Annotated in this window: 20 protein-coding genes; 8 read left to right on the top strand and 12 right to left on the bottom strand. The window is 65.8% G+C overall.

Annotated features, from left to right (window positions below; translation table 11 throughout):
- Positions 1–108 precede the first annotated feature (108 nt).
- Both IVB40_RS01955 and IVB40_RS01950 read right to left on the bottom strand, forming a co-directional pair.
- Positions 109–405: a hypothetical protein gene (locus IVB40_RS01955; protein WP_027567973.1), complete on the bottom strand. Its 297-nt coding sequence runs from the start codon at positions 403–405 to the stop codon at positions 109–111.
- Between the two features lies 1 nt (position 406).
- A complete protein-coding gene (locus tag IVB40_RS01950) occupies positions 407–664 on the bottom strand; it encodes a hypothetical protein (protein ID WP_027567974.1) in 258 nt (85 codons plus the stop codon).
- Positions 665–720: 56 nt separating this feature from the next.
- Between IVB40_RS01950 and IVB40_RS01945 the strand changes: the two genes are divergently transcribed.
- The 3 genes from IVB40_RS01945 to IVB40_RS01935 all read left to right on the top strand — a co-directional run bounded on the left by IVB40_RS01945 (position 721) and on the right by IVB40_RS01935 (position 3304).
- Positions 721–1155 (top strand): hypothetical protein, encoded by a 435-nt coding sequence (locus tag IVB40_RS01945; protein ID WP_247817960.1) that lies wholly within the window; start codon positions 721–723, stop codon positions 1153–1155.
- Between the two features lie 297 nt (positions 1156–1452).
- Positions 1453–2790: a DUF2235 domain-containing protein gene (locus IVB40_RS01940; protein WP_247817959.1), complete on the top strand. Its 1338-nt coding sequence runs from the start codon at positions 1453–1455 to the stop codon at positions 2788–2790.
- Positions 2791–3058: 268 nt separating this feature from the next.
- Positions 3059–3304, top strand: a complete 246-nt coding sequence (locus tag IVB40_RS01935; protein ID WP_007599245.1) for a PilZ domain-containing protein — start codon at positions 3059–3061, stop codon at positions 3302–3304.
- Between the two features lie 10 nt (positions 3305–3314).
- Here IVB40_RS01935 and IVB40_RS01930 read toward each other — a convergent pair whose 3' ends face one another.
- The 5 genes from IVB40_RS01930 to cobS all read right to left on the bottom strand — a co-directional run bounded on the left by IVB40_RS01930 (position 3315) and on the right by cobS (position 9381).
- A complete protein-coding gene (locus IVB40_RS01930) occupies positions 3315–3722 on the bottom strand; it encodes a hypothetical protein (RefSeq protein WP_247363061.1) in 408 nt (135 codons plus the stop codon).
- Between the two features lie 283 nt (positions 3723–4005).
- Positions 4006–5118: an NADH:flavin oxidoreductase/NADH oxidase gene (locus IVB40_RS01925; protein WP_247817958.1), complete on the bottom strand. Its 1113-nt coding sequence runs from the start codon at positions 5116–5118 to the stop codon at positions 4006–4008.
- Positions 5119–5239: 121 nt separating this feature from the next.
- A complete protein-coding gene (locus IVB40_RS01920; protein WP_247817957.1) occupies positions 5240–6319 on the bottom strand; it encodes an esterase-like activity of phytase family protein in 1080 nt (359 codons plus the stop codon).
- Positions 6316–8220, bottom strand: coding sequence for a cobaltochelatase subunit CobT (gene cobT, locus IVB40_RS01915; protein ID WP_027567980.1), 1905 nt, complete (start codon positions 8218–8220; stop codon positions 6316–6318). Before cobT ends, IVB40_RS01920 begins: the two co-directional genes overlap by 4 nt.
- Before the next feature lie 162 nt (positions 8221–8382).
- Positions 8383–9381, bottom strand: coding sequence for a cobaltochelatase subunit CobS (gene cobS / locus IVB40_RS01910; protein ID WP_007599232.1), 999 nt, complete (start codon positions 9379–9381; stop codon positions 8383–8385).
- A 309-nt stretch (positions 9382–9690) separates the two neighbouring features.
- Between cobS and IVB40_RS01905 the strand changes: the two genes are divergently transcribed.
- On the top strand, positions 9691–10350 hold the full coding sequence (locus tag IVB40_RS01905) for a DedA family protein (RefSeq protein ID WP_247817956.1): 660 nt from the start codon (positions 9691–9693) through the stop codon (positions 10348–10350).
- 132 nt (positions 10351–10482) lie between these two features.
- Here IVB40_RS01905 and IVB40_RS01900 read toward each other — a convergent pair whose 3' ends face one another.
- The gene (locus IVB40_RS01900; RefSeq protein ID WP_247817955.1) at positions 10483–11712 is read right to left on the bottom strand and encodes a citrate synthase family protein; all 1230 of its coding nucleotides are present in this window, start codon (positions 11710–11712) and stop codon (positions 10483–10485) included.
- A gap of 75 nt (positions 11713–11787) precedes the next feature.
- Between IVB40_RS01900 and IVB40_RS01895 the strand changes: the two genes are divergently transcribed.
- Positions 11788–12882 carry a citrate synthase/methylcitrate synthase gene (locus IVB40_RS01895; RefSeq protein WP_247817954.1) on the top strand — a complete coding sequence of 365 codons (1095 nt, stop codon included), beginning with the start codon at positions 11788–11790 and terminating at the stop codon, positions 12880–12882.
- A gap of 198 nt (positions 12883–13080) precedes the next feature.
- Here IVB40_RS01895 and IVB40_RS01890 read toward each other — a convergent pair whose 3' ends face one another.
- Entirely contained in the window at positions 13081–13716 is a 636-nt protein-coding gene (locus IVB40_RS01890; RefSeq protein WP_027515160.1) for a DnaJ domain-containing protein, read from the bottom strand.
- Positions 13717–13868: 152 nt separating this feature from the next.
- Between IVB40_RS01890 and IVB40_RS01885 the strand changes: the two genes are divergently transcribed.
- A complete protein-coding gene (locus IVB40_RS01885) occupies positions 13869–14144 on the top strand; it encodes a BolA family protein (RefSeq protein WP_026232423.1) in 276 nt (91 codons plus the stop codon).
- Between the two features lie 123 nt (positions 14145–14267).
- On the opposite strand, the gene IVB40_RS01880 is transcribed toward IVB40_RS01885, so the two are convergent.
- From IVB40_RS01880 to IVB40_RS01870, 3 genes are all read right to left on the bottom strand, one after another.
- The gene (locus tag IVB40_RS01880) at positions 14268–15572 is read right to left on the bottom strand and encodes an HlyC/CorC family transporter (RefSeq protein ID WP_007599226.1); all 1305 of its coding nucleotides are present in this window, start codon (positions 15570–15572) and stop codon (positions 14268–14270) included.
- 92 nt (positions 15573–15664) lie between these two features.
- Positions 15665–16813 carry a 3-dehydroquinate synthase gene (gene aroB, locus IVB40_RS01875; RefSeq protein ID WP_247817953.1) on the bottom strand — a complete coding sequence of 383 codons (1149 nt, stop codon included), beginning with the start codon at positions 16811–16813 and terminating at the stop codon, positions 15665–15667.
- Entirely contained in the window at positions 16810–17433 is a 624-nt protein-coding gene (locus tag IVB40_RS01870; RefSeq protein ID WP_247363073.1) for a shikimate kinase, read from the bottom strand. Before IVB40_RS01870 ends, aroB begins: the two co-directional genes overlap by 4 nt.
- 185 nt (positions 17434–17618) lie before the next feature.
- Between IVB40_RS01870 and IVB40_RS01865 the strand changes: the two genes are divergently transcribed.
- Positions 17619–17765, top strand: coding sequence for a hypothetical protein (locus tag IVB40_RS01865; protein WP_035669499.1), 147 nt, complete (start codon positions 17619–17621; stop codon positions 17763–17765).
- 17 nt (positions 17766–17782) lie between these two features.
- Positions 17783–18751: a site-specific tyrosine recombinase XerD gene (gene xerD / locus IVB40_RS01860; protein WP_247283005.1), complete on the top strand. Its 969-nt coding sequence runs from the start codon at positions 17783–17785 to the stop codon at positions 18749–18751.
- The last annotated feature ends 195 nt before the right edge of the window (positions 18752–18946 follow it).

The raw sequence follows: 18946 nt of genomic DNA, 5'->3' as shown, positions 1-18946 counted from the left end.
AGCACGCTGTGGCACAAGGGTGCACAACAATGCGCTTCGGTGGTTATGGGTCCCGGCTCCGTGCGCAATAGCGCACTCGGCCGGGACGACGCCTGAGTTGGCTCGCGTTCAGCCGTCGCCGTTGAGCCTTGCGAAATCGTCGAACAGCGCGGTCACCAGCGCGCGGTGGCGGGTGTCCTCGGCGGGCAGGCCCGCGGCATAGAGGTTGAGCAGATGGCGGGCCTTCACGGCGGCCTCCGGCCAGGAGGCGGCCGGCACCGACATCATGCGGTTTTCGAGATCGGCCTCTCGCTCGCGCAGCTCCCTGACCTGGGCCTCGACATCGGCCAGCGCGCGGCGCAGATCGGTTGCCTTCTGGGCGGCCATGCCGCGGTGGCTGTCGAGATCGACCGGGATGTCAGTCATTTCAGGCACTCGCGTCGATACGTTGGGCATCCGCCAGGTCGACCGAGCCGATCGACAGCATCTCCGTCGCACCGCGCACGCCTTCGGAGGGCACCGTGATCATGGTGGCGACGCGGCGATAGGACGCGAACGACAGGCCCTCGATCATCTCCTCGTCGGTGATGACCTCATAGGCGCCGGCCGGCAATTCGCGATCGAGGCCGCGGATGTGGAATGGATGCTTGAAGGTGATGGTTTCTCGCCGCGAGCGGATGGTCATGCGCGCCTGCCTTTCGCAAAGAAGGGGCCCCGAACCGACGCCAGCTGTGGCGAAGCATGCGCTTCTTGCGCGGCAATAGCCAGCATTATGTCAGCGCGGGCCGGGACTTAAGGCGCAATCGCGGCGCTTGCACGCGGCGTTTTAGTCCTCGCAATCGGCATGGCGCGGGCGTACGCTCGACCACGTCAGCGCAGCTCACGCAATTGCCGCGCGTCGATGTTGCGCTGCATCTTTCGCGCCTCGTGTGCGCGGCGGCGATCTTCAATGGCTCGGCGGACGCATCTTACAGCCCCGCCAGTGACCATTGCAGCGCCGATCTCGCACGCGGACGAACTCGAAACCCAGGAGGAGACGACGTCATGGCCAAGGGACAGCAACGCAGCAACCGCGAGACCAAGAAGCCGAAGAAGGACAAGATCAAGACCAGCGCCGCAGCGCCGAGCCGAAAGGATGCGGCGTGGCAGCCGGAGATCGGTCAGAAGAAGAAGTAGCGGGCGCTGTTTTCCCTTCTCCCCTTGTGGGAGAAGGTGGCATAGGCGGCCTTCGGCTGCCGTTCTTGAAAACGCCGATGCTTCGCATCGGCTATGGCGCCGGATGAGGGGTCTGTCTCCGCGGAGCTCCGACGCGGGAGATTCGCGCGCGGAGAGAGACCCCTCACCCGTCTCAATCGCGCGGAGCGCGATTGATCCACCCTCTCCCACAAGGGGAGAGGGGAAGAAGCGACATTTCCCTCTCCCCGCCCTTTTCCGCTATACTCGCCCGGGTAGCATCAGCGGGAGGGGCATCCTGTGGATCACGAGCGCAACGCCGACCACACATCCGAGCCGAAGAACCTCGTCATCTGCTGTGACGGCACCGGCAACGAGATTTCTGAAAACATCTCCAACGTCCTGAAGCTCTATCGCTGCCTGCGCAAGACCGACAAGACGAAGCCGCGGCAGTTGGTGTTCTACGATCCCGGGGTCGGCACCGTGACGGAGCCGTCGACGTGGCACCGCTGGAAAGCCAACGTCAATTTGGTGCTGGGGCTCGCCACCGGCTACGGGCTCGATGACAACACGCTGTCGGCCTATTGCTTCCTGGTCCAGCACTACGCGCCGGGCGACAGGATCTATCTGTTCGGCTTCTCGCGCGGCGCCTATACGGTGCGGGTGCTGGCGGGGCTGATCCACAAGGTCGGCCTGATCTCGCCGGAGCAGGCCAACCTCGCAGGCAGTGGCCTCGTCGCCTACAAGCAATATTCCGGCACCGGGCGCGGCAACGATGTCAGCGACCTCATCGATGAGGGTTTTGACGACAACGGGCCGCTGCCGAAAAACAAGTTCGATCTCGCCGCACAGTTCGCACGCATTACTTCGTCGCGCTGGCCGACCATCCACTTCATCGGCGTCTGGGACACGGTGGCGAGCGTGATCGTGCCGCGCGCCGACCGGCTCTATTTGCCGAGCTTTGAGGAGCTCGCCTTCACGCTGCGCAATCCCAGCGTCAACATCTTCCGCCAGGCGATCGCCATCGACGAGCGGCGCTGCATGTTCCGCCTCAAGCAGTATGACGAGCCGCAGGATTATTGGCGCAACCGCTTCGTGCCCGACGACAAGAAGGAGCCGCAGGACATCCTGCAGGTGTGGTTCGCCGGCGTGCATTGCGACGTCGGCGGCGGCTATCCGGAGGCCGAGAGCGGCGAGTCCAAATATCCGCTGCTCTGGATGATCGAGGAGGCGACCAAGGCCGGGCTGAACTTCAACCCGCGCACGGTGAACCAGCTCGCCTGGGGCATCCAGCGCACGAACTCGCCGTTCCAATACGTGCCGCCGGCTTACACCGGCAAGACGGGCGAGCTGCATGATTCGATGACGGCGCTGTGGCGCGTGCTGGAGTATCTGCCGAAGAGCGCGACCTACAAGGAATGGCCGGAACGCAAGGTGTTATGGGGTTTCTACATCCCCGATTGCGAACCGCGCCCCATCCCCGAAGGCGCGCATGTGCATGAGAGCGTGGTGAAGCGGATGGCGGTGGAGCCGGGCTATCGGCCGGTGAATCTGCCGAAGGATTATGTGACCGTGCCGATGCCGCTGCCGCCCCATGTGGGCATGGCGGCGGAGGCGGGGGAGATCGTGGTGGGGTGAGCCCACTCGTCATTGCGAACGCAGCGAAGCAATCCAGAATTTCCGCAGAGGCAGTCTGGATTGCTTCGCTGCGCTCGCAATGACGATGGTGGAGGCAGCGTCGCACGACCATCCCTCGTGCCTGCGAAGCAGGCCCCGCCCACCCCACCAGGCTACCACCAATATTCATTAAAATTATCGCCCCCGCTTTAGCCGGATCGAATCACCTCTCGTTCATCATGGTGCCCTGACCACCCGCGCCATCCGCGGAAATTGGAGGAGAGTGCCAATGCATCCGCGCCGACATGCCCGCGTCAAACCCGCAGGCCTGGTGTCCCGCCAGGCCAAGATCATCACCGACCCGCGCGCGCCGGTGATCCCCTGCACGCTGATCGACTATTCGCCCGGCGGGGCCTGCGTCGATCTCGGCGGCCAGGTGAAGATTCCCGATCGCTTCGAGCTGCTGCACGTCAACACCAAGAAGCGCTGCCGCGTGGCGTGGAAGCGCGGCACGAAGGTGGGCGTGGTGTTTTAAGACGGTCTCCCTACGTCCGCATCCGCGCCTTTGCGCCCGCGACGATCTGCATCGCGACGCCGGCGATCCAGCCGAACAGGGCGAACCAGCTCCAGGCGATGTGCGGTTCGAGGCGGAGCACGATGATGGCGACGGAGGCGAGCGCGGTGAGCGTGGCGCAGAGCGTGCCGGCGGCGCTCAACAGTTCCGCGGCGTCGATGTCGCCGTGAGCCTCGTCGAACGGCAGCTGCGGCGTGTCGATGCCGAGATAGAAGCCGACGAAGCCCAGCACCATCATCAGCAGCAGGAAGCCCTCGGTGGTGAGCGCGGGAATCGCAGATCCCACGTAAGCGCCGACGAACAGCCCGCACGCCGCGCCCGCCATCGCAAGCCCCACGCGCTCGATGACGTGGGCAGCCTTTCGAACACGAAACCGCATGGCGGGCCTCCGCGAGGAGTTGGACGCGCGCGAGGTTAGGCCAGATTTGGCGGGGGTGGAAGCTGAGAGGGTTTACGGATGCGTGAGGCGGGGGGTGGTTCAGGACCAAAGGACGCACAGCGCGGCGACCTTTGCGTGGGCGCATGCCTCCCCGACCGTCATTGCGAGCGCAGCGAAGCAATCCAGGCTCTTTCAGCGGACGCAGTCTGGATTGCTTCGTCGCAAGGGCTCCTCGCAATGACGAGTTTGTGGCTCGGCTCTCGCACCACAATCAGGCACCCCCTCACCGCGCCCCGAACGTGGTCTTGCCGAACAGCGCCTTCTGGGTCGAGGGCTGCGAGCGCCAGTATTGCGGCGGCGCTTCGACCTCGCCGCCGAGTTCGGCTGCGGCGTGCCAGGCCCAGCGCGGGTCGTAGAGCAAGCCGCGGGCGAGCGCGATCATGTCGGCCTTTCCGGATGCGACGATCTCTTCGGCCTGCTTCGGCTCCGTGATCAGGCCGACTGCGATGGTGGGCAAACCCGTCTCGCGCTTGATGGCCTCGGCAAACTGCACTTGGTAGCCGGGGCCAAGCGCGATCTTCTGCAGCGGCGAGACGCCGCCGGAGGAGGCATCGATCCAGTCGATGCCGCGCGCTTTCAGCGCCTTGGCGAACTCAATCGTCTGCGCCAGATCCCAGCCGCCCTCGACCCAGTCGGTCGACGACACCCGCATGCCGACCGGCTTGTCGTGCGGGAACACCGCGCGCACCGCGTCGTAGACCTCCAGCGGGAAGCGCATGCGGTTCTCCAGCGAGCCGCCATATTCGTCGGTGCGCTTGTTCGAAATCGGCGACAGGAACTGATGCAGGAGGTAGCCGTGCGCGCCGTGCAGCTCGATCGCGTCGATGCCGATGCGATCGGCGCGCTTCGCCGACTCCACGAAGGCGTCGCGGATGCGCTTGAGGCCGGCGGCATCGAGCGCCAGCGGCGCGGCTTCGCCCTCCTTGTGCGGCAGCGCCGACGGCGCCACGGTCTGCCAGCCGCCCGCGTCCTGCGGGATCAGCTGGCCGCCGTCCCAGGGCCGCGCGCTCGAGGCTTTGCGGCCCGCATGCGCGAGCTGCATCGCGACGGCGGTGGAAGAATGCTTCCGCACCGAGGCGAGGATCTGCTTCAGCGCGGCCTCGGCGGCATCGCTGTAGAGCCCGAGGCAGCCCGGCGTGATGCGGCCGATCGCCTCGACATGGGTCGCCTCGATGCAGAACATCGCCGCGCCCGACAGGCTGAGATTGTTGATGTGGGTGAAGTGCCAGTCGGTGGGAACGCCGTCCTCGGCCGAATATTGGCACATCGGCGACACCACGACGCGGTTCTTCAAATTCAGGCCGCGCAGCTTGATCGGGGAAAACAGGGCGCTCATGCAGGGGGAGTTCCGGAAGGGAGGGAGGGCGATGCAGGGGAGTGTAGTGAGGGAAACGCGGATTGCCAGCCGCGCGGGGGGAATGGCGGCCCGTAGCGTCATGCATTGCGGCCGCGCCGCCCTACTCCACCAGCGCGAACTGCAGCAGCAGCGTGCGCTGGAGCATCGAGAAATTGTCGTCGGACACCAGCGTCAGCACGGTCTCGCCGTCGGCCGTGACGTGGGCGTCGATGCCTTCCATGTTGTCGATCTCATGGCCGAGATCGGCCTTGAACAGCACGGGGCCGTCGACCAATGCGCCCGGCGCGATCGATTTCAAGGGGATCGCGCGGATGCGGATATCGACGCCGGTGAACCAGGAAAATTTGCGTTCGAGGATCAGGAGATCGCCCGAGGGCTGCAGCACGGCGTCGCTGATGAGCTGCTGGTCGGTGCGGCGAATGCTGAACTGGCCCGGCGTCGGGCCGCCGATCAAGAAGCCGATCAGATTGCCGTCGGCATCGAAGCCGCCTTCCGACAGCGCGATCAAGGTCCCCGCGAGCGGCTGCCCCTTTGGTATGTCCCTGGGGACAAACACCAGCGCCTCGAGCCCCTTGTTATAGGGCAGCTTTCGCACCGCGGGCGGCGTCGGCAGCACCTCGCCCCGGGCGCTTGTGCCGCCCTTCGCAAAATCGAACCGCATGATCTGGTTGACGCGCTCGAGCCCGACATAGACGAGGTCGCCGTCGCGCGCGAGCGCTTCGGTGTCGTACCACAGCCGCTTCTCCGTGATCGGCCGCCCCTCCGCATTGAGCACCGGCGCGGCCACGACGTCGTCGAGACCCGTCATGCGCCGCCCGGAATAGCGGATGCGACCGGTGAACCAGGTGCCCTGGTCGGAGATCGCGAGGAAGCGCTCGCCTTTGCTGTCGAGAAAGCGGAAGCCGGACAGGCCGCCGAAGCCGCGATGCGGCGAGGTCAGCACCAGGCCGCCGCGATAGTCCAGCGAACCGAACCGCGTGCGCGCGCGGTCGCGCGGCTCGAAATTGGGGATCGGCCGCGCGTTGACCTCGATGCCAACGGGCGCGGCGACGGCGTGCTCGATCAGCGCCGGCTTCGGCGCGGGCTGCGCCTGCGCCTGCGCCAGGCGAGACAGTGCGAAAGTGGAAAATCCCGCCGCCGCGTGGCCGATAAAGCTGCGGCGGGATCGATGGTTGCTCACGAATGCAGTTTGCGTCGCGGGCGGCCGGCCGGTTGCGTGGGCGCGGTGTTGGTCTCGCTGAACAGTTCGGCGAGCTTTTCAGTGATGGCGCCGCCGAGCTCTTCGGCGTCCACGATCGTCACCGCGCGGCGATAATAGCGCGTCACGTCGTGGCCGATGCCGATCGCGATCAGCTCGACCGGCGAGCGGGTCTCGATCTCCTCGATGATGTGGCGCAGGTGCCGCTCGAGGTAGTTGCCGGGATTGACCGACAGCGTGGAATCGTCGACCGGCGCACCGTCCGAGATCATCATCAGGATCTTGCGCTGCTCGGGCCGGCCGAGCAGGCGCTTGTGCGCCCAGTCGAGCGCCTCGCCGTCGATGTTCTCCTTCAACAGCCCCTCGCGCATCATCAGGCCGAGATTTTTTCGCGCACGGCGCCACGGGGCGTCCGCCGACTTGTAGATGATGTGGCGGAGATCGTTGAGACGGCCCGGACTGGCCGGCTTGCCGGCGGCAAGCCACGCCTCGCGCGATTGCCCGCCCTTCCAGGCGCGCGTGGTGAAGCCGAGAATCTCGACCTTGACGCCGCAGCGCTCCAGCGTGCGGGCGAGGATGTCGGCGCAGGTCGCCGCGACCGTGATCGGGCGCCCGCGCATCGAGCCGGAATTGTCTAAGAGCAGCGTCACCACGGTGTCGCGGAACGTCGCCTCCTTCTCGTGCATGAAGGACAGCGGGTGATAGGGATCGGTCACCACGCGCGACAGGCGCGCCGGATCGAGAATGCCCTCTTCGAGATCGAACTCCCAGGCGCGGTTCTGCTGCGCCATCAAGCGCCTCTGGAGGCGGTTGGCGAGACGGGCGACGATGCCCTGCAGATGCGCGAGCTGCTTGTCGAGATAGGCACGCAGCCGCTCCAGCTCGTCATGGTCGCAGAGGTCCTCGGCGGCGATGACCTCGTCGAACTTCGGCGCGAAGGCATGATATTCCGGCCCGCGCGGCTCGTTCTTGCCGTGCGAATTCGGCCGCGTCGCCTCACCCGGCGTCTCGTCGTCGCCGAGCTCGCCGTCGTCGAAGGTGTCGGAGGTCGAGGCCTGCGCGCTTTCCATCGCGCTCTCGCTCATCTCCTCGCTCGAGGCCTGCGCCTGGTCGGCGCTCATCTCCTGCGCGGCGTCGGAATCGGGCGAGCCCTCGGCGCCGGACTGATCGTTGTCGCCGTCCTGGTTCTCGTCGTTCTCGTCATTGTCTTCGCTGTCGGCGCTGCGCTCGTCGCCGATTTCGAGCGCCGTCAGCAGATCATGCACGGCATCGCCGAACCTGGTCTGGTCCTCGACCACGGTATCGAGCCGGTCGAGCCGCCTGCCGATCTTGTCTTCGAGGATGGGACGCCAGAGATCGACCATCTTCTTGGCGGCCGTCGGCGGCGCCATGCCGGTCAGGCGTTCGCGCACCAGCATCGCCAGCGCGTCGGCAAGCGGCGCGTCGGCGCGATCGGTGATCTCGTCGAACTTGCCGCGATGGAAATGGTCGTCGAGCATCGCGGTGAGGTTTTTCGCAACGCCCGCCATGCGCCGCGCGCCGATCGCCTCGACACGGGCCTGCTCCACCGCCTCGAACACGCCGCGCGCCTGCGGATTGCCCGGCATCAGCTTGCGATGCACCTTTGGATCATGACAGGCGAGCTTGAGCGCGATGGAATCGGCGTGGCCGCGCACGATCGCGGCATCACGCCTGGTCATCTTTCGCGCGGGTTCGGGCAGCCGCGCCTTGCCCGGCGCGAGCCCGGGACGCTCGGCGGCGAAGCTGACATCGAGCTCTGGCGCCTTGGCGATCGCCTTCAGGCAGGAGGCCACCGAGCGCTTGAACGGCTCGGTCGGGGCTTCCTTGGTGTTGCGGAATTTGGAGTTGGAGGTGGTGCTCATCTCGATCTCACCGTCGTCCCGGCGAAGGCCGGGATCCATAGCCACCGACGGTTGTTGCGTCAGGGAAAACTATCAGCGTCGCTTCACCGAGAGACCTCGCGGCATGGGTCCCAGCCCCCGTGCGCAATTGCGCACTCGGCCGGGACGACACACCGAGAGAGATCAGCTGAGCGCCACGTTCACCGCCGATTCCGGCAGCTCCGCGTTGAAGCAGCGCTGGTAGAACTCGGCGACGAGGGGACGTTCGAGCTCGTCGCATTTGTTGAGGAAGGTGACCCGGAACGCAAAACCAATGTCGCTGAAGATGTCGGCGTTCTCGGCCCAGGTGATCACCGTGCGCGGGCTCATCACCGTCGACAGGTCGCCATTGGCGAAAGCGTTGCGGGTGAGATCGGCGAGGCGAACCATCTTGTTGACGATGTCGCGGCCCTCCGTGGTGCGATAGTGCTTGGCCTTGGCCAGCACGATCTCCACTTCCTCGTCATGGCTGAGATAGTTCAGCGTGGTGACGATCGACCAGCGGTCCATCTGGCCCTGGTTGATCTGCTGGGTGCCGTGATAGAGGCCTGAGGTGTCGCCGAGGCCGACGGTGTTTGCGGTCGAGAACATGCGGAATGCCGGGTGCGGCTTGATCACCTTGTTCTGGTCGAGCAGCGTCAGTCGGCCGGAGACTTCCAGCACGCGCTGGATCACGAACATCACGTCCGGGCGGCCGGCGTCGTATTCGTCGAACACCAGCGCGACATTATGCTGGAGCGCCCAGGGCAGGATGCCGTCGCGGAATTCAGTGACCTGCTTGCCGTCGCGGACCACGATCGAGTCCTTGCCGACGAGGTCGATACGGCTGATGTGGCTGTCGAGGTTGACGCGCACGCAGGGCCAGTTCAGTCGCGCGGCGACCTGTTCGATATGGGTGGATTTGCCGGTGCCGTGGTAGCCCGTGACCATGACGCGGCGGTTGTGCGCGAAGCCGGCGAGAATGGCGAGCGTGGTGGCGCGATCGAAGCGGTAATCGGAATCGACTTCGGGGACGTGAGGATCGACTTCGGAATAAGCGGGGACTTCGAGATCGCTGTCGATCCCGAACACCTGGCGCACCGACACCTTCATGTCGGGCAAACCGGAAACTTCCTCAACTTTGGACATCGCGGCGGTCGTCATCAATCCTCCGAGGTCCCGGGCGATCCCGAGACCAGTTATTGCACGTTGGCTGCGGCTGGGTGCGATCGCGAACCTATCAGAGACAACGTGCGGGCAGAAGCCCGCGACCCAATCAAAGTTCCGTTGTCTTTTCATTTAGATAGGCAAGGAACGCGATTTTTGGAAGGCTGCCCTGCGAATCACGCCTGAATTTCGTGCCAAGGGCGCGGTCCTGCCCACGCGGGTGGCACTTTTACCGCCGCTTGTTACTTATGTAGGGTCCGAATGCAGGGCCCGAACCCCGAGGCCCAATCCCACCACAGAGACGACGTGACGTCCTTTCTCGATCCCCTCATTTCATTCGTCTCGGCCCATGCGTGGCTGGCCTATCTGACCCTGTTCCTGGCGGCCCTGCTGGAGGCGGTTCCGGTGGTGGGGTCGGTCATCCCCGGCTCGACCATCATCCTGGCGCTGAGCGCCCTGGTCCCGGGCGGCGAGCTTAGGCTGCAATGGGTGTTGCTGGCGGCAGCCCTCGGCGCAGTGCTCGGCGACGGTTCGGCCTACTGGATCGGCCACCGGCAGCAACGGGAGATCCTCAACACCTGGCCGTTGACCAATTATCCGCGCGTGGTCGAGCAGAGCGAGAATTTCTTCCACCGCTTCGGCACCTGGGCGGTGTTCTTCGCCCGCTTCGTGCCGCCGATCCGTGCCTTCGTCCCGGTCACCGCGGGCGCGCTGGGCATGCCCCCGGCCCGCTTCTATGCCATCAACATCCCGGCGATCCTGGTCTGGGCGCCGGCGCATGTGCTGCCGGGTGTTTTGGCGGTCTCAGCGCTGCACGAATATGCCGGGCTGCACCACCATGGACATGTCGGCAAGCACATCTGGATCCTGACCGTGATCGGCGTCGCGATCGTTCTGGGCCTGGCGGTCTGGATCTATCGCCGCCGGAACGGCGGCGGCGTCGCGGTGGCGAAGCCGCGAGGGTGATCTATCCAAGCACACCACCCTCATCCTGCGGGCCTGCCAACGATGGGCGGCTCGAACGATGGCCGCGGGCGACAGCGGGGCCTGCATGGTTCGAGACGCGCGTTCCGCGCTCCTCACCATGAGGTTTTTTGATCATCCCTTGGAATCCGCAACCCCCGCCCTCCGCCCCGGCGCAGGCCCGACATACCTTGCCCGCGGTCTGATCAGCTTGCCGTGCTGTAGCTGCTCGCTCGCATGTGCGATCCAGCCGACGCTGCGGGCCATCGCGAACAAGGCGAGCTCGCTGCCGCCGGGCAGGCGCAACGCGTGCACGAGCACCGCGAGCGCGTAATCGATGTTGACGAGCTCGCCGGTCGCCTCCGCGATCCGCTCCGGCACCTCCTTGGTGAATTTGCGGGGTGCGCCGGCGCGGGCCAGGGCATTCAGGAGCGACTGCGCGCGCCGATCGCCCCGCTTGTAGACGCCGTGACCGAAGCCGGCAAAGCGTTCGCCGAGCGCGACGCGTTCGCGGACCAACGGCTCGACGTCACGATCCACCAGCGCCTTGACAAGCTGCGAGGCGAGCACGCCAGCACCGCCGTGCTTCGGTCCCTTCAACGCGGCGAGGCCGGCGATGACGGAGTCATAAAGATTGAGGCCGGTCGAGGCCGCGCAGCGCGCGGTGAAGGTGGACGCGTTCAACTCATGCTCGGCGAGCAGAACCAGCGCGCGACGTACCAGATCGGCCGCGTGCTTGTTCTCGGGCGCCCAGGCCCTCGCGATCTGCTGGTGTAGCGGCTCGGCGGACGGCTCCGTGTTGAGCATGGTCGCGACCAGGAGCCGGACGATGCGCGCACCGACCATGGCGCGGCCATCCGGTGCACGCGTGAACGCGCGGGGATCGGCGCTCGATGCGAGCGCCAGCACGGCAATGGCGCGATCGATCGGTGCCGCCCGGCGCGCGGCCTGTGCGATCGCGCGCATCTCGTCGGACACCGCGGGCTGATTATCCGGCGCGAACGGATCGACGCCGGAGACGTCCCACAGAAGCGTCGCCGTGTGCTCCAGCGTGTCGTGCTCGGCGAGATCGACGCAATTGACACCGCGATAGATCGCGCCGTCCTCGGTGATGGTGGAGATTTCCGTGTCCATGACCGGCAGATCGGCATCGAAGCTGCGCAGGCCGCGCGGCTCCGGCGACGGCACCCGCCGCTCCTTCAGGGCCCGGACGTCCTCGGCGCGATAGCGGTTCTTGCGCGAGTCCGGCGTCGGCTCGGAGCGGACCAGGCCGCGGCTGACATAGGCGTAGAGCGTGGCCGGCGAGATCGCGAGTTCGGCGGCAGCTTCCCGGGCGGAGAGGTAAAGCCCCTCGGAATTTTTCATATTGATTTATATAATCAAGATTGATCAATCTGTCGAGAGGCCCGACCTTTGGCTGGTGCAAAGGAGATTTGGGCCATGAACATCCACCTCACCAAGAGCCAGATCGGGCTGGACGGCGTTCCCGCGGCCGAAACCGTGCTGAGCCATGTCGACGGCGAGCGCGGCGAGTTGATCATCGCCGGCGAGCATGTCGGCCGATTGGCGAGTCAGTCGAGCTTTGAGGGCGTCACCGCCCGGCTCTGGAACGGCGCCAGCACGACCACGCTGAGCGAAGCCAATGTGCGCGCGAGCCTCGGCGCGGCACGCGAGCGCGCCTTCGCGCGGCTGGATGAACTGCTGCCGGCAACGCGCGGCATGGGCGTCGTCGACGGGTTTCGCGCGGCGGTCGCGGGACTTCGCGCCGAGCACGGCCTAGCCCATGAGGCGACGATCGTAGGCGCATTCCCGGTAATTGCGGGCGCGCTCGTCCGCCGCGCTAGGGGTCTCGATCCCGTGGCGCCAGATCCGAACGCGAGCCACGCCGCCGATACGCTTCGCATGCTGCACGGACGCGCGCCCGAACCACGCGAGGTCACGGCGCTGGACGCCTATCTCGTCACCGCCAGCGACCACGGCATGAACGCCTCGACCTTCACCGCGCGCGTGGTGGCCTCGACGCAGGCTGACCTGTTTGCCGCCGTCACCGCCGGCTATTGCGCGCTGACGGGTCCGCTGCATGGCGGCGCGCCGGAGCCGGTGCTGGAAATGCTCGACGCCATCGGCTCGTGCGAGCGCATCCAGCCCTGGGTGGATGCGGCACTCGCCCGCGGCGAGCGGATGATGGGTTTTGGTCACCGCGTCTATCGCGTGCGCGATCCGCGCGCCGACGTGCTCAAGACCGCGATCGAGGCGCTGGCCTCGGACGGCGCCGACCTGCCCTTTGCCGGCGAGGTGGAGGCCTACATCCGCAGCGCGCTGCGCAAAAAGAATCCGGACCGGCCGCTGGAGACCAATGTGGAGTTCTTCACCGCGATCCTGCTCGATGCGCTGGCGATCCCGAGGCAGGCCTTCACGCCGATCTTCGCGGTGGCGCGCGCCGCCGGCTGGACGGCGCATGCGCGCGAGCAGCAGCGGACGGGGCGGCTGATCCGGCCGAGCTCGTCATATGTGGGGGCGATGCCGGAGGCGTGATGAAACGTAGCCTGGATGGAACGGCGTTCTTTCCCTCTCCCCTTGTGGGAGAGGGTGGCTCGCCGCGCAGCGGCGAGACGGGTGAGGGGTTCTCTCCCCGCACAATCCCTTGCATTGGAATTTGAGGAAGCAACCCCTCATCCGGCGCTTCGCGCCACCTTCTCCCACAAGGGGAGAAGGGAAGACAGTGGCGCGGCCTCAGGCCTCGCGCACCACGGTCTTCAGATAATTATACGCCTTGATGATCTCGATCAGGCGGTCCTCGGTGGAGCGGTCGCCGCCGTTGGCGTCGGGGTGGTGCTGCTTCACCAGCGCCTTGTACTTGGACTTGACGTCGGCGAGCGTGGACTCGGGGCCGAGGCCCATCACCTGGAGCGCCTTGCGCTCGGCGTTCATGATCTTGCGCGTCTCGGCTTTGGGCGCGGCCTGCGGGCCGGCGCGCCAGCCTGTGCGGCCGTTGAGCTCCTGGAACATGCTGAACGGATCGAAGGCGCCGTCGATCTCGGCCTCGGCGCCCTTCTTGACGCCGCCATTGGCGCCCATCTTCCAGGTCGGACGATGACCGGTCAGCGCATCTTTCTGATAGCGCGCGACAGCGTCGGCATTCATGCCGGAGAAGAAATTGTAGTTCTGGTTGTACTCGCGCACATGATTCAGGCAGAAGTGCCAGTACTCACGCTGATTGTCGCGACCCTTGGGCGCACGATGCGCGCCCTTGTTCTGACACCCGGTCCATTCGCAATTGACCACGGCGTCGCGCGGCTTCACTTCCGGCTGCTTGCCTTTCGGCTTGATCCGGATGGAGTCGAAGAACTTTGATGAATCGATCGGCATGGCTGACTTTGACTACGCAATGCAAAAACCTTCAAGTCTTGACATTGCAATTAGCTGAAAAGCATAGCCGAAACTATGCTGAGGCGTCCTTGAACGACCGCCAGAGGCGGCCTATGCAATACGGAGAGCGATCTCGCACCGTAATGACCCAGATGGCCATCAGAGACACTATCAGCAACAAGTTGCAGGAAGCTTTCACGCCGGAAAGCCTGCAAGTCGTCGACGAGTCACATTTGCATGAGGGCCACGCCGGCCATCGGCCGAGCGGCGAGACGCACTTCCGCGTTTATATTGTGTCTTCCGCCTTCAAAGGGAAGAGCCGGGTTGATCGGCACCGCATGATAAATTCGGCGCTCGCCGCGGAACTCTCCGGCAGCGTGCACGCACTGGCGATCCACGCGCAAGCGCCGGGAGAAGGCGGGAGCTAGCTCGCCGATACGGCTGTCATGCCCGCGAAGGCGGGCATCCAGTACTCCGAGGCGACGCGGCTAGAATCGAGCCGCTGCGGCGTACTGGATCGTCCGCCTTCGCGGACGATGACAGCTACCGCGTCAAAACGACGTCCCGGCCCGCCGGCGCTTGGCTTCCTCCATCTCCGTCTCGCGCGGCACCGGTGAAATACGGAGTGCGGTGATGCGGTTGCGTTCGCGGCGGAGGACGCGGAAGCGGAAGCCGTGAAAGGTGAAACTCTGGCCGCGGTCGGGAATCGAGCGCGCCTCGTGAATGACGAGGCCGGCGACCGTCGTTGCCTCTTCGTCAGGCAGGTGCCAGTCCATGGCGCGGTTGAGGTCGCGGATCGGCACCGAGCCGTCGACGACGACCGAGCCGTCCGGCTGGGCGCGCACGCCCGCGACCACGACGTCATGCTCGTCGGAGATGTCGCCGACGATCTCTTCCAGAATGTCCTCCAGCGTCACGAGACCTTCAACTTCGCCGTACTCGTCGACGACCAGGGCGAAATGGGTCTTGCGGCGGCGGAACGCCTTGAGTTGCTCGGAGACGGGCCGCATCTCGGGCACGAACCACGGCGGCAGCGCGATGGTGGAGACGTCGATGCGCGAGGTCTCGCCGTCGGCCGCGCGGATCGCGCGCAGCAAATCCTTGGCGTGGAGCACGCCGATGATGTTTTCCGGCTTCTCGCGCCACAGCGGAATGCGGGTGTATTCGGCCGCCAGCACCTCGCGCACCAGATCCTCCGGCGGCAGGTCGGCGTTGATCATCGTCATCTCGGTGCGATGGATCATGACGTCGGAGACCTGGAGCTCGCGCAGATCGAGCAGCCCGCCGAGCATGTCGCGGTCGTGCTTCTCGAACTTGCCCTCATGGTGCAGCAGGTCGACCGCACCCCGCAGGCGCTCGGTCGGCGACAGGATCGCCTGGTGCTCGCCGGCAAGGCCAAACAGGCGCATCAACAGCCGCACGATGACTTCCACGATCCGCAGCAGCGGCCCCAGCACGTACATCGTCAGCCGCATCGGGCGTGCCACCGCCAGCGCCATGCGATCAGGCGCGTTGATCGCAATGGTCTTGGGCAGCACCTCGGCGAAGATCACGACCAGCGCGGTCATCAAGCCGGTGGCATAGAGCACCCCGACGTCGCCGAACCAGGCCGTGAAGATGCTGGTGGCCAGGGCGGATGCACTGATATTGGCGATGTTGTTGCCGAGCAGCAGCGCGCCGATCAGGCGCTCGCGCATGTCGAGCAGCTGCGAGACCACGTCGGCGTCGCGATTACCCTGCTTGGAGAGCCGCAGCATGCTGGCGCGCGAGGCGCCGGTCAACGCGGTCTCGCTCGCGGCGAAGAAGCCGGAGACGAGCAGGCAGAGAATGACGATGGTGAATCCGAGCCAATCCATGAACCACTCTGGTTTCTTGTTTTGACGCGTTTTCTTGACGCGAACCGGTACCCACTTCGCTCGAAAACGCTTTAGCGCCGTTCAACCGCGTGTCACGCCTTGTGGGCGAGCTTGTCCTTGAGGAAGTCGCGCACCGGAGCCGGTTCGACGTTCTTCGCGACGACGGCGCGTCCCACAGCCTCCAGCAGGATGAAGGTGAGCTTGCCGCGCACGACCTTCTTGTCCTGCGTCATCAGCGCCATCAGCGCGTCGGCATCGGCAAGCCCCTCCTGCGCGAAGCCCGCGATGTCCTGCAAGCGCGTCGGCAGGCCTGCCTCAACGAGGTGACGCTCGACGCGCGTCGCATCCGCTTCGCCGATCATGCCGAGCTTCGCCGAAAACTGCGCCGCCAGCGTCATGCCGATCGAAACGCCCTCGCCGTGAAACAGGCGGTCGGAGAAGCCGGTCGCGGCTTCCAGCGCATGGCCGAACGTATGGCCGAGATTGAGCAGCGCGCGCTCCCCGGTCTCGCGCTCGTCGCGCGAGACCACGCCGGCCTTGGCGCGGCAGGAGGTCGCGATCGCATGCTCGCGCGCCGAACCGCCTTTGGAGATGTCGGAATGGTTCTTCTCGAGCCAGGCGAAGAAGGCCTCGTCGCCGAGCACGCCGTATTTGGCGACCTCGGCATAACCGGCGCGGAATTGCCGGGGCGACAGCGTGTCGAGCACGGCGGTGTCGGCAATCACCAGCACCGGCTGGTGGAAGGCGCCCAGCAGATTCTTGCCCTGCGGCGAGTTGATCCCGGTCTTGCCGCCGACGGAGGAATCGACCTGCGCCAGCAGCGAGGTCGGCACCTGCACGAAATCGACGCCGCGGCGCAGGATCGCCGCCGCAAAGCCGGCGAGATCGCCGACCACGCCGCCGCCCAGCGCAATGACGAGATCGTTGCGCTCGATCTTCGCGGCGATCAGGGCTTCGCTGACCTTTTCGAGACCGGCATAGGTCTTCGAGATCTCGCCTTCCTCGACGACGATGCGCGATGTCGCAATGCCGCTGGCTGCGAGCGAGGCCTCGGCGGGTTCGAGCCAGTATTTCGCGACGGTGCGATCCGTCACGATCGCGGTGCGCACGCCGGGGCGCAGGCGCGCGACGCGTTCGCCGAGCGAAGCCAGAACGCCGCGGCCGATGACGATGTCATAGGCGCGATTCTCCAGCGCGACCTCGACGTTGACGGGATCGGAATGTTTCAAAGGCGCGGTCATCGTGCGGCACTCGCGACGTCGGCTGGTGGCGGGGACGCCCGTTCGCCGCAAAGATGCGCGCGTAGCGTCTCGATGGTCTCCTCAACGATCTTGTCGTGCGGCACGTCGCGCGAGGCGATGGTGAGATCGGCATGGCCGTAGACCGGCTCGCGCTCGGTGAGCAGGCGCGTCACCGTTCCTTCGGGATCGGCGGTCTGGAGCAGCGGACGGTCGGCGCGCCGGCGCACACGGCGCATGATGACGTCATGATCGGCCTTGAGCCAGATCGAGATCGCCTTTGCCGCGATACGGCTCCGCGTCTCCTCGCGCATGAAGGCGCCGCCGCCGGTCGCCAGCACGATGGGGCCGCCGTCGAGCAGACGCGCGATCACGCGGGCCTCGCCGTCACGGAAATGCGGTTCGCCGTGGCGCTCGAAGATTTCCGGTATGGTCATGCCGGCCGCGGCCTCGATTTCGGTGTCGGCATCGACGAAGGGCAGCTTGAGCCTGAGAGCCATGCGGCGGCCGATGGTGGATTTGCCCACCCCCATCATGCCGACGAGCACGATCGAGCGCGTCCCCAGCGCCGACAGGATGTCGGCCTCGGGCGAAGCTTGGATCGGCAACGCGGCGTCGGGCATTTGTCTCGCTCGAATGGGTCTCGCTCGATCTGCCGCCAAAGGCGGCATCCTTTGGCCACCTATACGACCCCAAACGGGGCCTCGCCAGAGGACTCTTGCCACGAAACGGCGAACGTGTTGGATGATTTCATTGGTTAATTTGCCCGCCAAGCCGCCTGACCGAGACCCTCTCCGAGATCCTGCCGATGCCCAGCCTGTTCCGCTTCCTGACGGTCGTCGCCGTGATCGCCGGCATCGTCTATGGCGTGGTCTTCGCGCTGGCGAACTTCGTCAATCCCAAGCCGCGGGAAATGACCGTGACGATCCCGCCGGACAAGTTTCTCAAGAAATAGGAGGTAGCCTCCGGGGCATGCGTGCAAAGCCCTCAGACACAAAACTCACCGGCCTGTTCCTCGACATGCTCGCGGCGGAACAGGGCGCCGGCCCCAATACGCTCGATGCCTATCGCCGCGACCTCACCGACTTCTCCGAGTTTCTCGGCCGTGTCGGCCATGCATTCGCGGACGCGGAGACACAGACGCTGCGCGACTATCTCGCCGATCTCGACACGCGCGGCTTCAAGTCCACCAGCGTCGCGCGGCGGCTGTCGGCGATGCGGCATCTCTATCGCTTCCTCCTGAACGAACGCATCAGAACCGACGATCCCGCGGCGATCCTGTCCGGCCCCAAGCGCGGCCGCGGCCTTCCGAAGGTGCTGTCGATCGCCGATGTCGACCGCATGCTCCGCCGCGCCAAGGAATTGAGCGAGGCGGAGGATGCCTCGCCCTCGAAACGGCTGCGCGCCCTGAGACTCTATTGCCTGCTCGAGGTGCTCTACGCCACCGGCCTGCGCGTCTCCGAGCTGGTGGCGCTGCCGCGCACGGCCGCGAAGCGCGACGCCCGCATGATCGTGGTGCGCGGCAAGGGTAACAAGGAACGGCTGGTGCCGCTCAACGAGGCCTCGCGCCAGGCGATGGCTGATTATCTCGCGGCGACGGAGGCCGCCAAGGACAACAACAAGTCCGACAAGAAGAACAGCGTGGCGGCCTCGAAATGGCTGTTCCCCTCGTTCGGCGAGAGCGGACATCTGACGCGGCAGCATTTTGCCCGCGACTTGAAGGAGCTTGCGGTCGCTTCAGGGCTGCAGGCCCGGCTGGTCTCCCCCCACGTGCTGCGCCACGCCTTCGCCAGCCACCTGCTGCACAACGGGGCCGATTTGCGCATCGTGCAGACGCTGCTCGGCCATACCGACATCTCGACCACCCAGATCTACACCCACGTGGTCGAGGAGCGGCTGAAGAGCCTGGTCCGCGACCTGCACCCGCTGGCGGAGAAGTAGGTCTGGCGCGTCGCCCCGCTGCAGGCCAAGGCCGAAACCGCCTTGACTTCGGCCACATCTCCGCAGAAAGAGCCGGGGCCTCACGATGATTGGCCTGCGCTGGTTGCGAACACACAAGCCAACTCATTGACGGACCTACATTTCTTTCCACGACATCGAATCCGCTTCGCCGCCTCGCCCCGTCCTCCCTATATT

Origin of the sequence: Bradyrhizobium sp. 40 (genome assembly GCF_023100925.1) — a bacterium.
Taxonomy (GTDB): domain Bacteria; phylum Pseudomonadota; class Alphaproteobacteria; order Rhizobiales; family Xanthobacteraceae; genus Bradyrhizobium.
Note: the sequence above shows the minus strand (reverse complement) of the source record. Positions and strands in the feature narration are given on the sequence as shown.

Coding starts and splice junctions, on each gene's coding strand:
- IVB40_RS01955 (WP_027567973.1), bottom strand. CDS start 405: ATGACTGACATCCCGGTCGATCTCGACAGCCACCGCGGCATGGCCGCC.
- IVB40_RS01950 (WP_027567974.1), bottom strand. CDS start 664: ATGACCATCCGCTCGCGGCGAGAAACCATCACCTTCAAGCATCCATTC.
- IVB40_RS01945 (WP_247817960.1), top strand. CDS start 721: ATGCGCTTCTTGCGCGGCAATAGCCAGCATTATGTCAGCGCGGGCCGG.
- IVB40_RS01935 (WP_007599245.1), top strand. CDS start 3,059: ATGCATCCGCGCCGACATGCCCGCGTCAAACCCGCAGGCCTGGTGTCC.
- IVB40_RS01930 (WP_247363061.1), bottom strand. CDS start 3,722: ATGCGGTTTCGTGTTCGAAAGGCTGCCCACGTCATCGAGCGCGTGGGG.
- IVB40_RS01925 (WP_247817958.1), bottom strand. CDS start 5,118: ATGAGCGCCCTGTTTTCCCCGATCAAGCTGCGCGGCCTGAATTTGAAG.
- cobT (WP_027567980.1), bottom strand. CDS start 8,220: ATGAGCACCACCTCCAACTCCAAATTCCGCAACACCAAGGAAGCCCCG.
- cobS (WP_007599232.1), bottom strand. CDS start 9,381: ATGACGACCGCCGCGATGTCCAAAGTTGAGGAAGTTTCCGGTTTGCCC.
- IVB40_RS01900 (WP_247817955.1), bottom strand. CDS start 11,712: ATGAAAAATTCCGAGGGGCTTTACCTCTCCGCCCGGGAAGCTGCCGCC.
- IVB40_RS01895 (WP_247817954.1), top strand. CDS start 11,788: ATGAACATCCACCTCACCAAGAGCCAGATCGGGCTGGACGGCGTTCCC.
- IVB40_RS01890 (WP_027515160.1), bottom strand. CDS start 13,716: ATGCCGATCGATTCATCAAAGTTCTTCGACTCCATCCGGATCAAGCCG.
- IVB40_RS01885 (WP_026232423.1), top strand. CDS start 13,869: ATGGCCATCAGAGACACTATCAGCAACAAGTTGCAGGAAGCTTTCACG.
- IVB40_RS01880 (WP_007599226.1), bottom strand. CDS start 15,572: ATGGATTGGCTCGGATTCACCATCGTCATTCTCTGCCTGCTCGTCTCC.
- aroB (WP_247817953.1), bottom strand. CDS start 16,813: ATGACCGCGCCTTTGAAACATTCCGATCCCGTCAACGTCGAGGTCGCG.
- IVB40_RS01870 (WP_247363073.1), bottom strand. CDS start 17,433: ATGCCCGACGCCGCGTTGCCGATCCAAGCTTCGCCCGAGGCCGACATC.
- IVB40_RS01865 (WP_035669499.1), top strand. CDS start 17,619: ATGCCCAGCCTGTTCCGCTTCCTGACGGTCGTCGCCGTGATCGCCGGC.
- xerD (WP_247283005.1), top strand. CDS start 17,783: ATGCGTGCAAAGCCCTCAGACACAAAACTCACCGGCCTGTTCCTCGAC.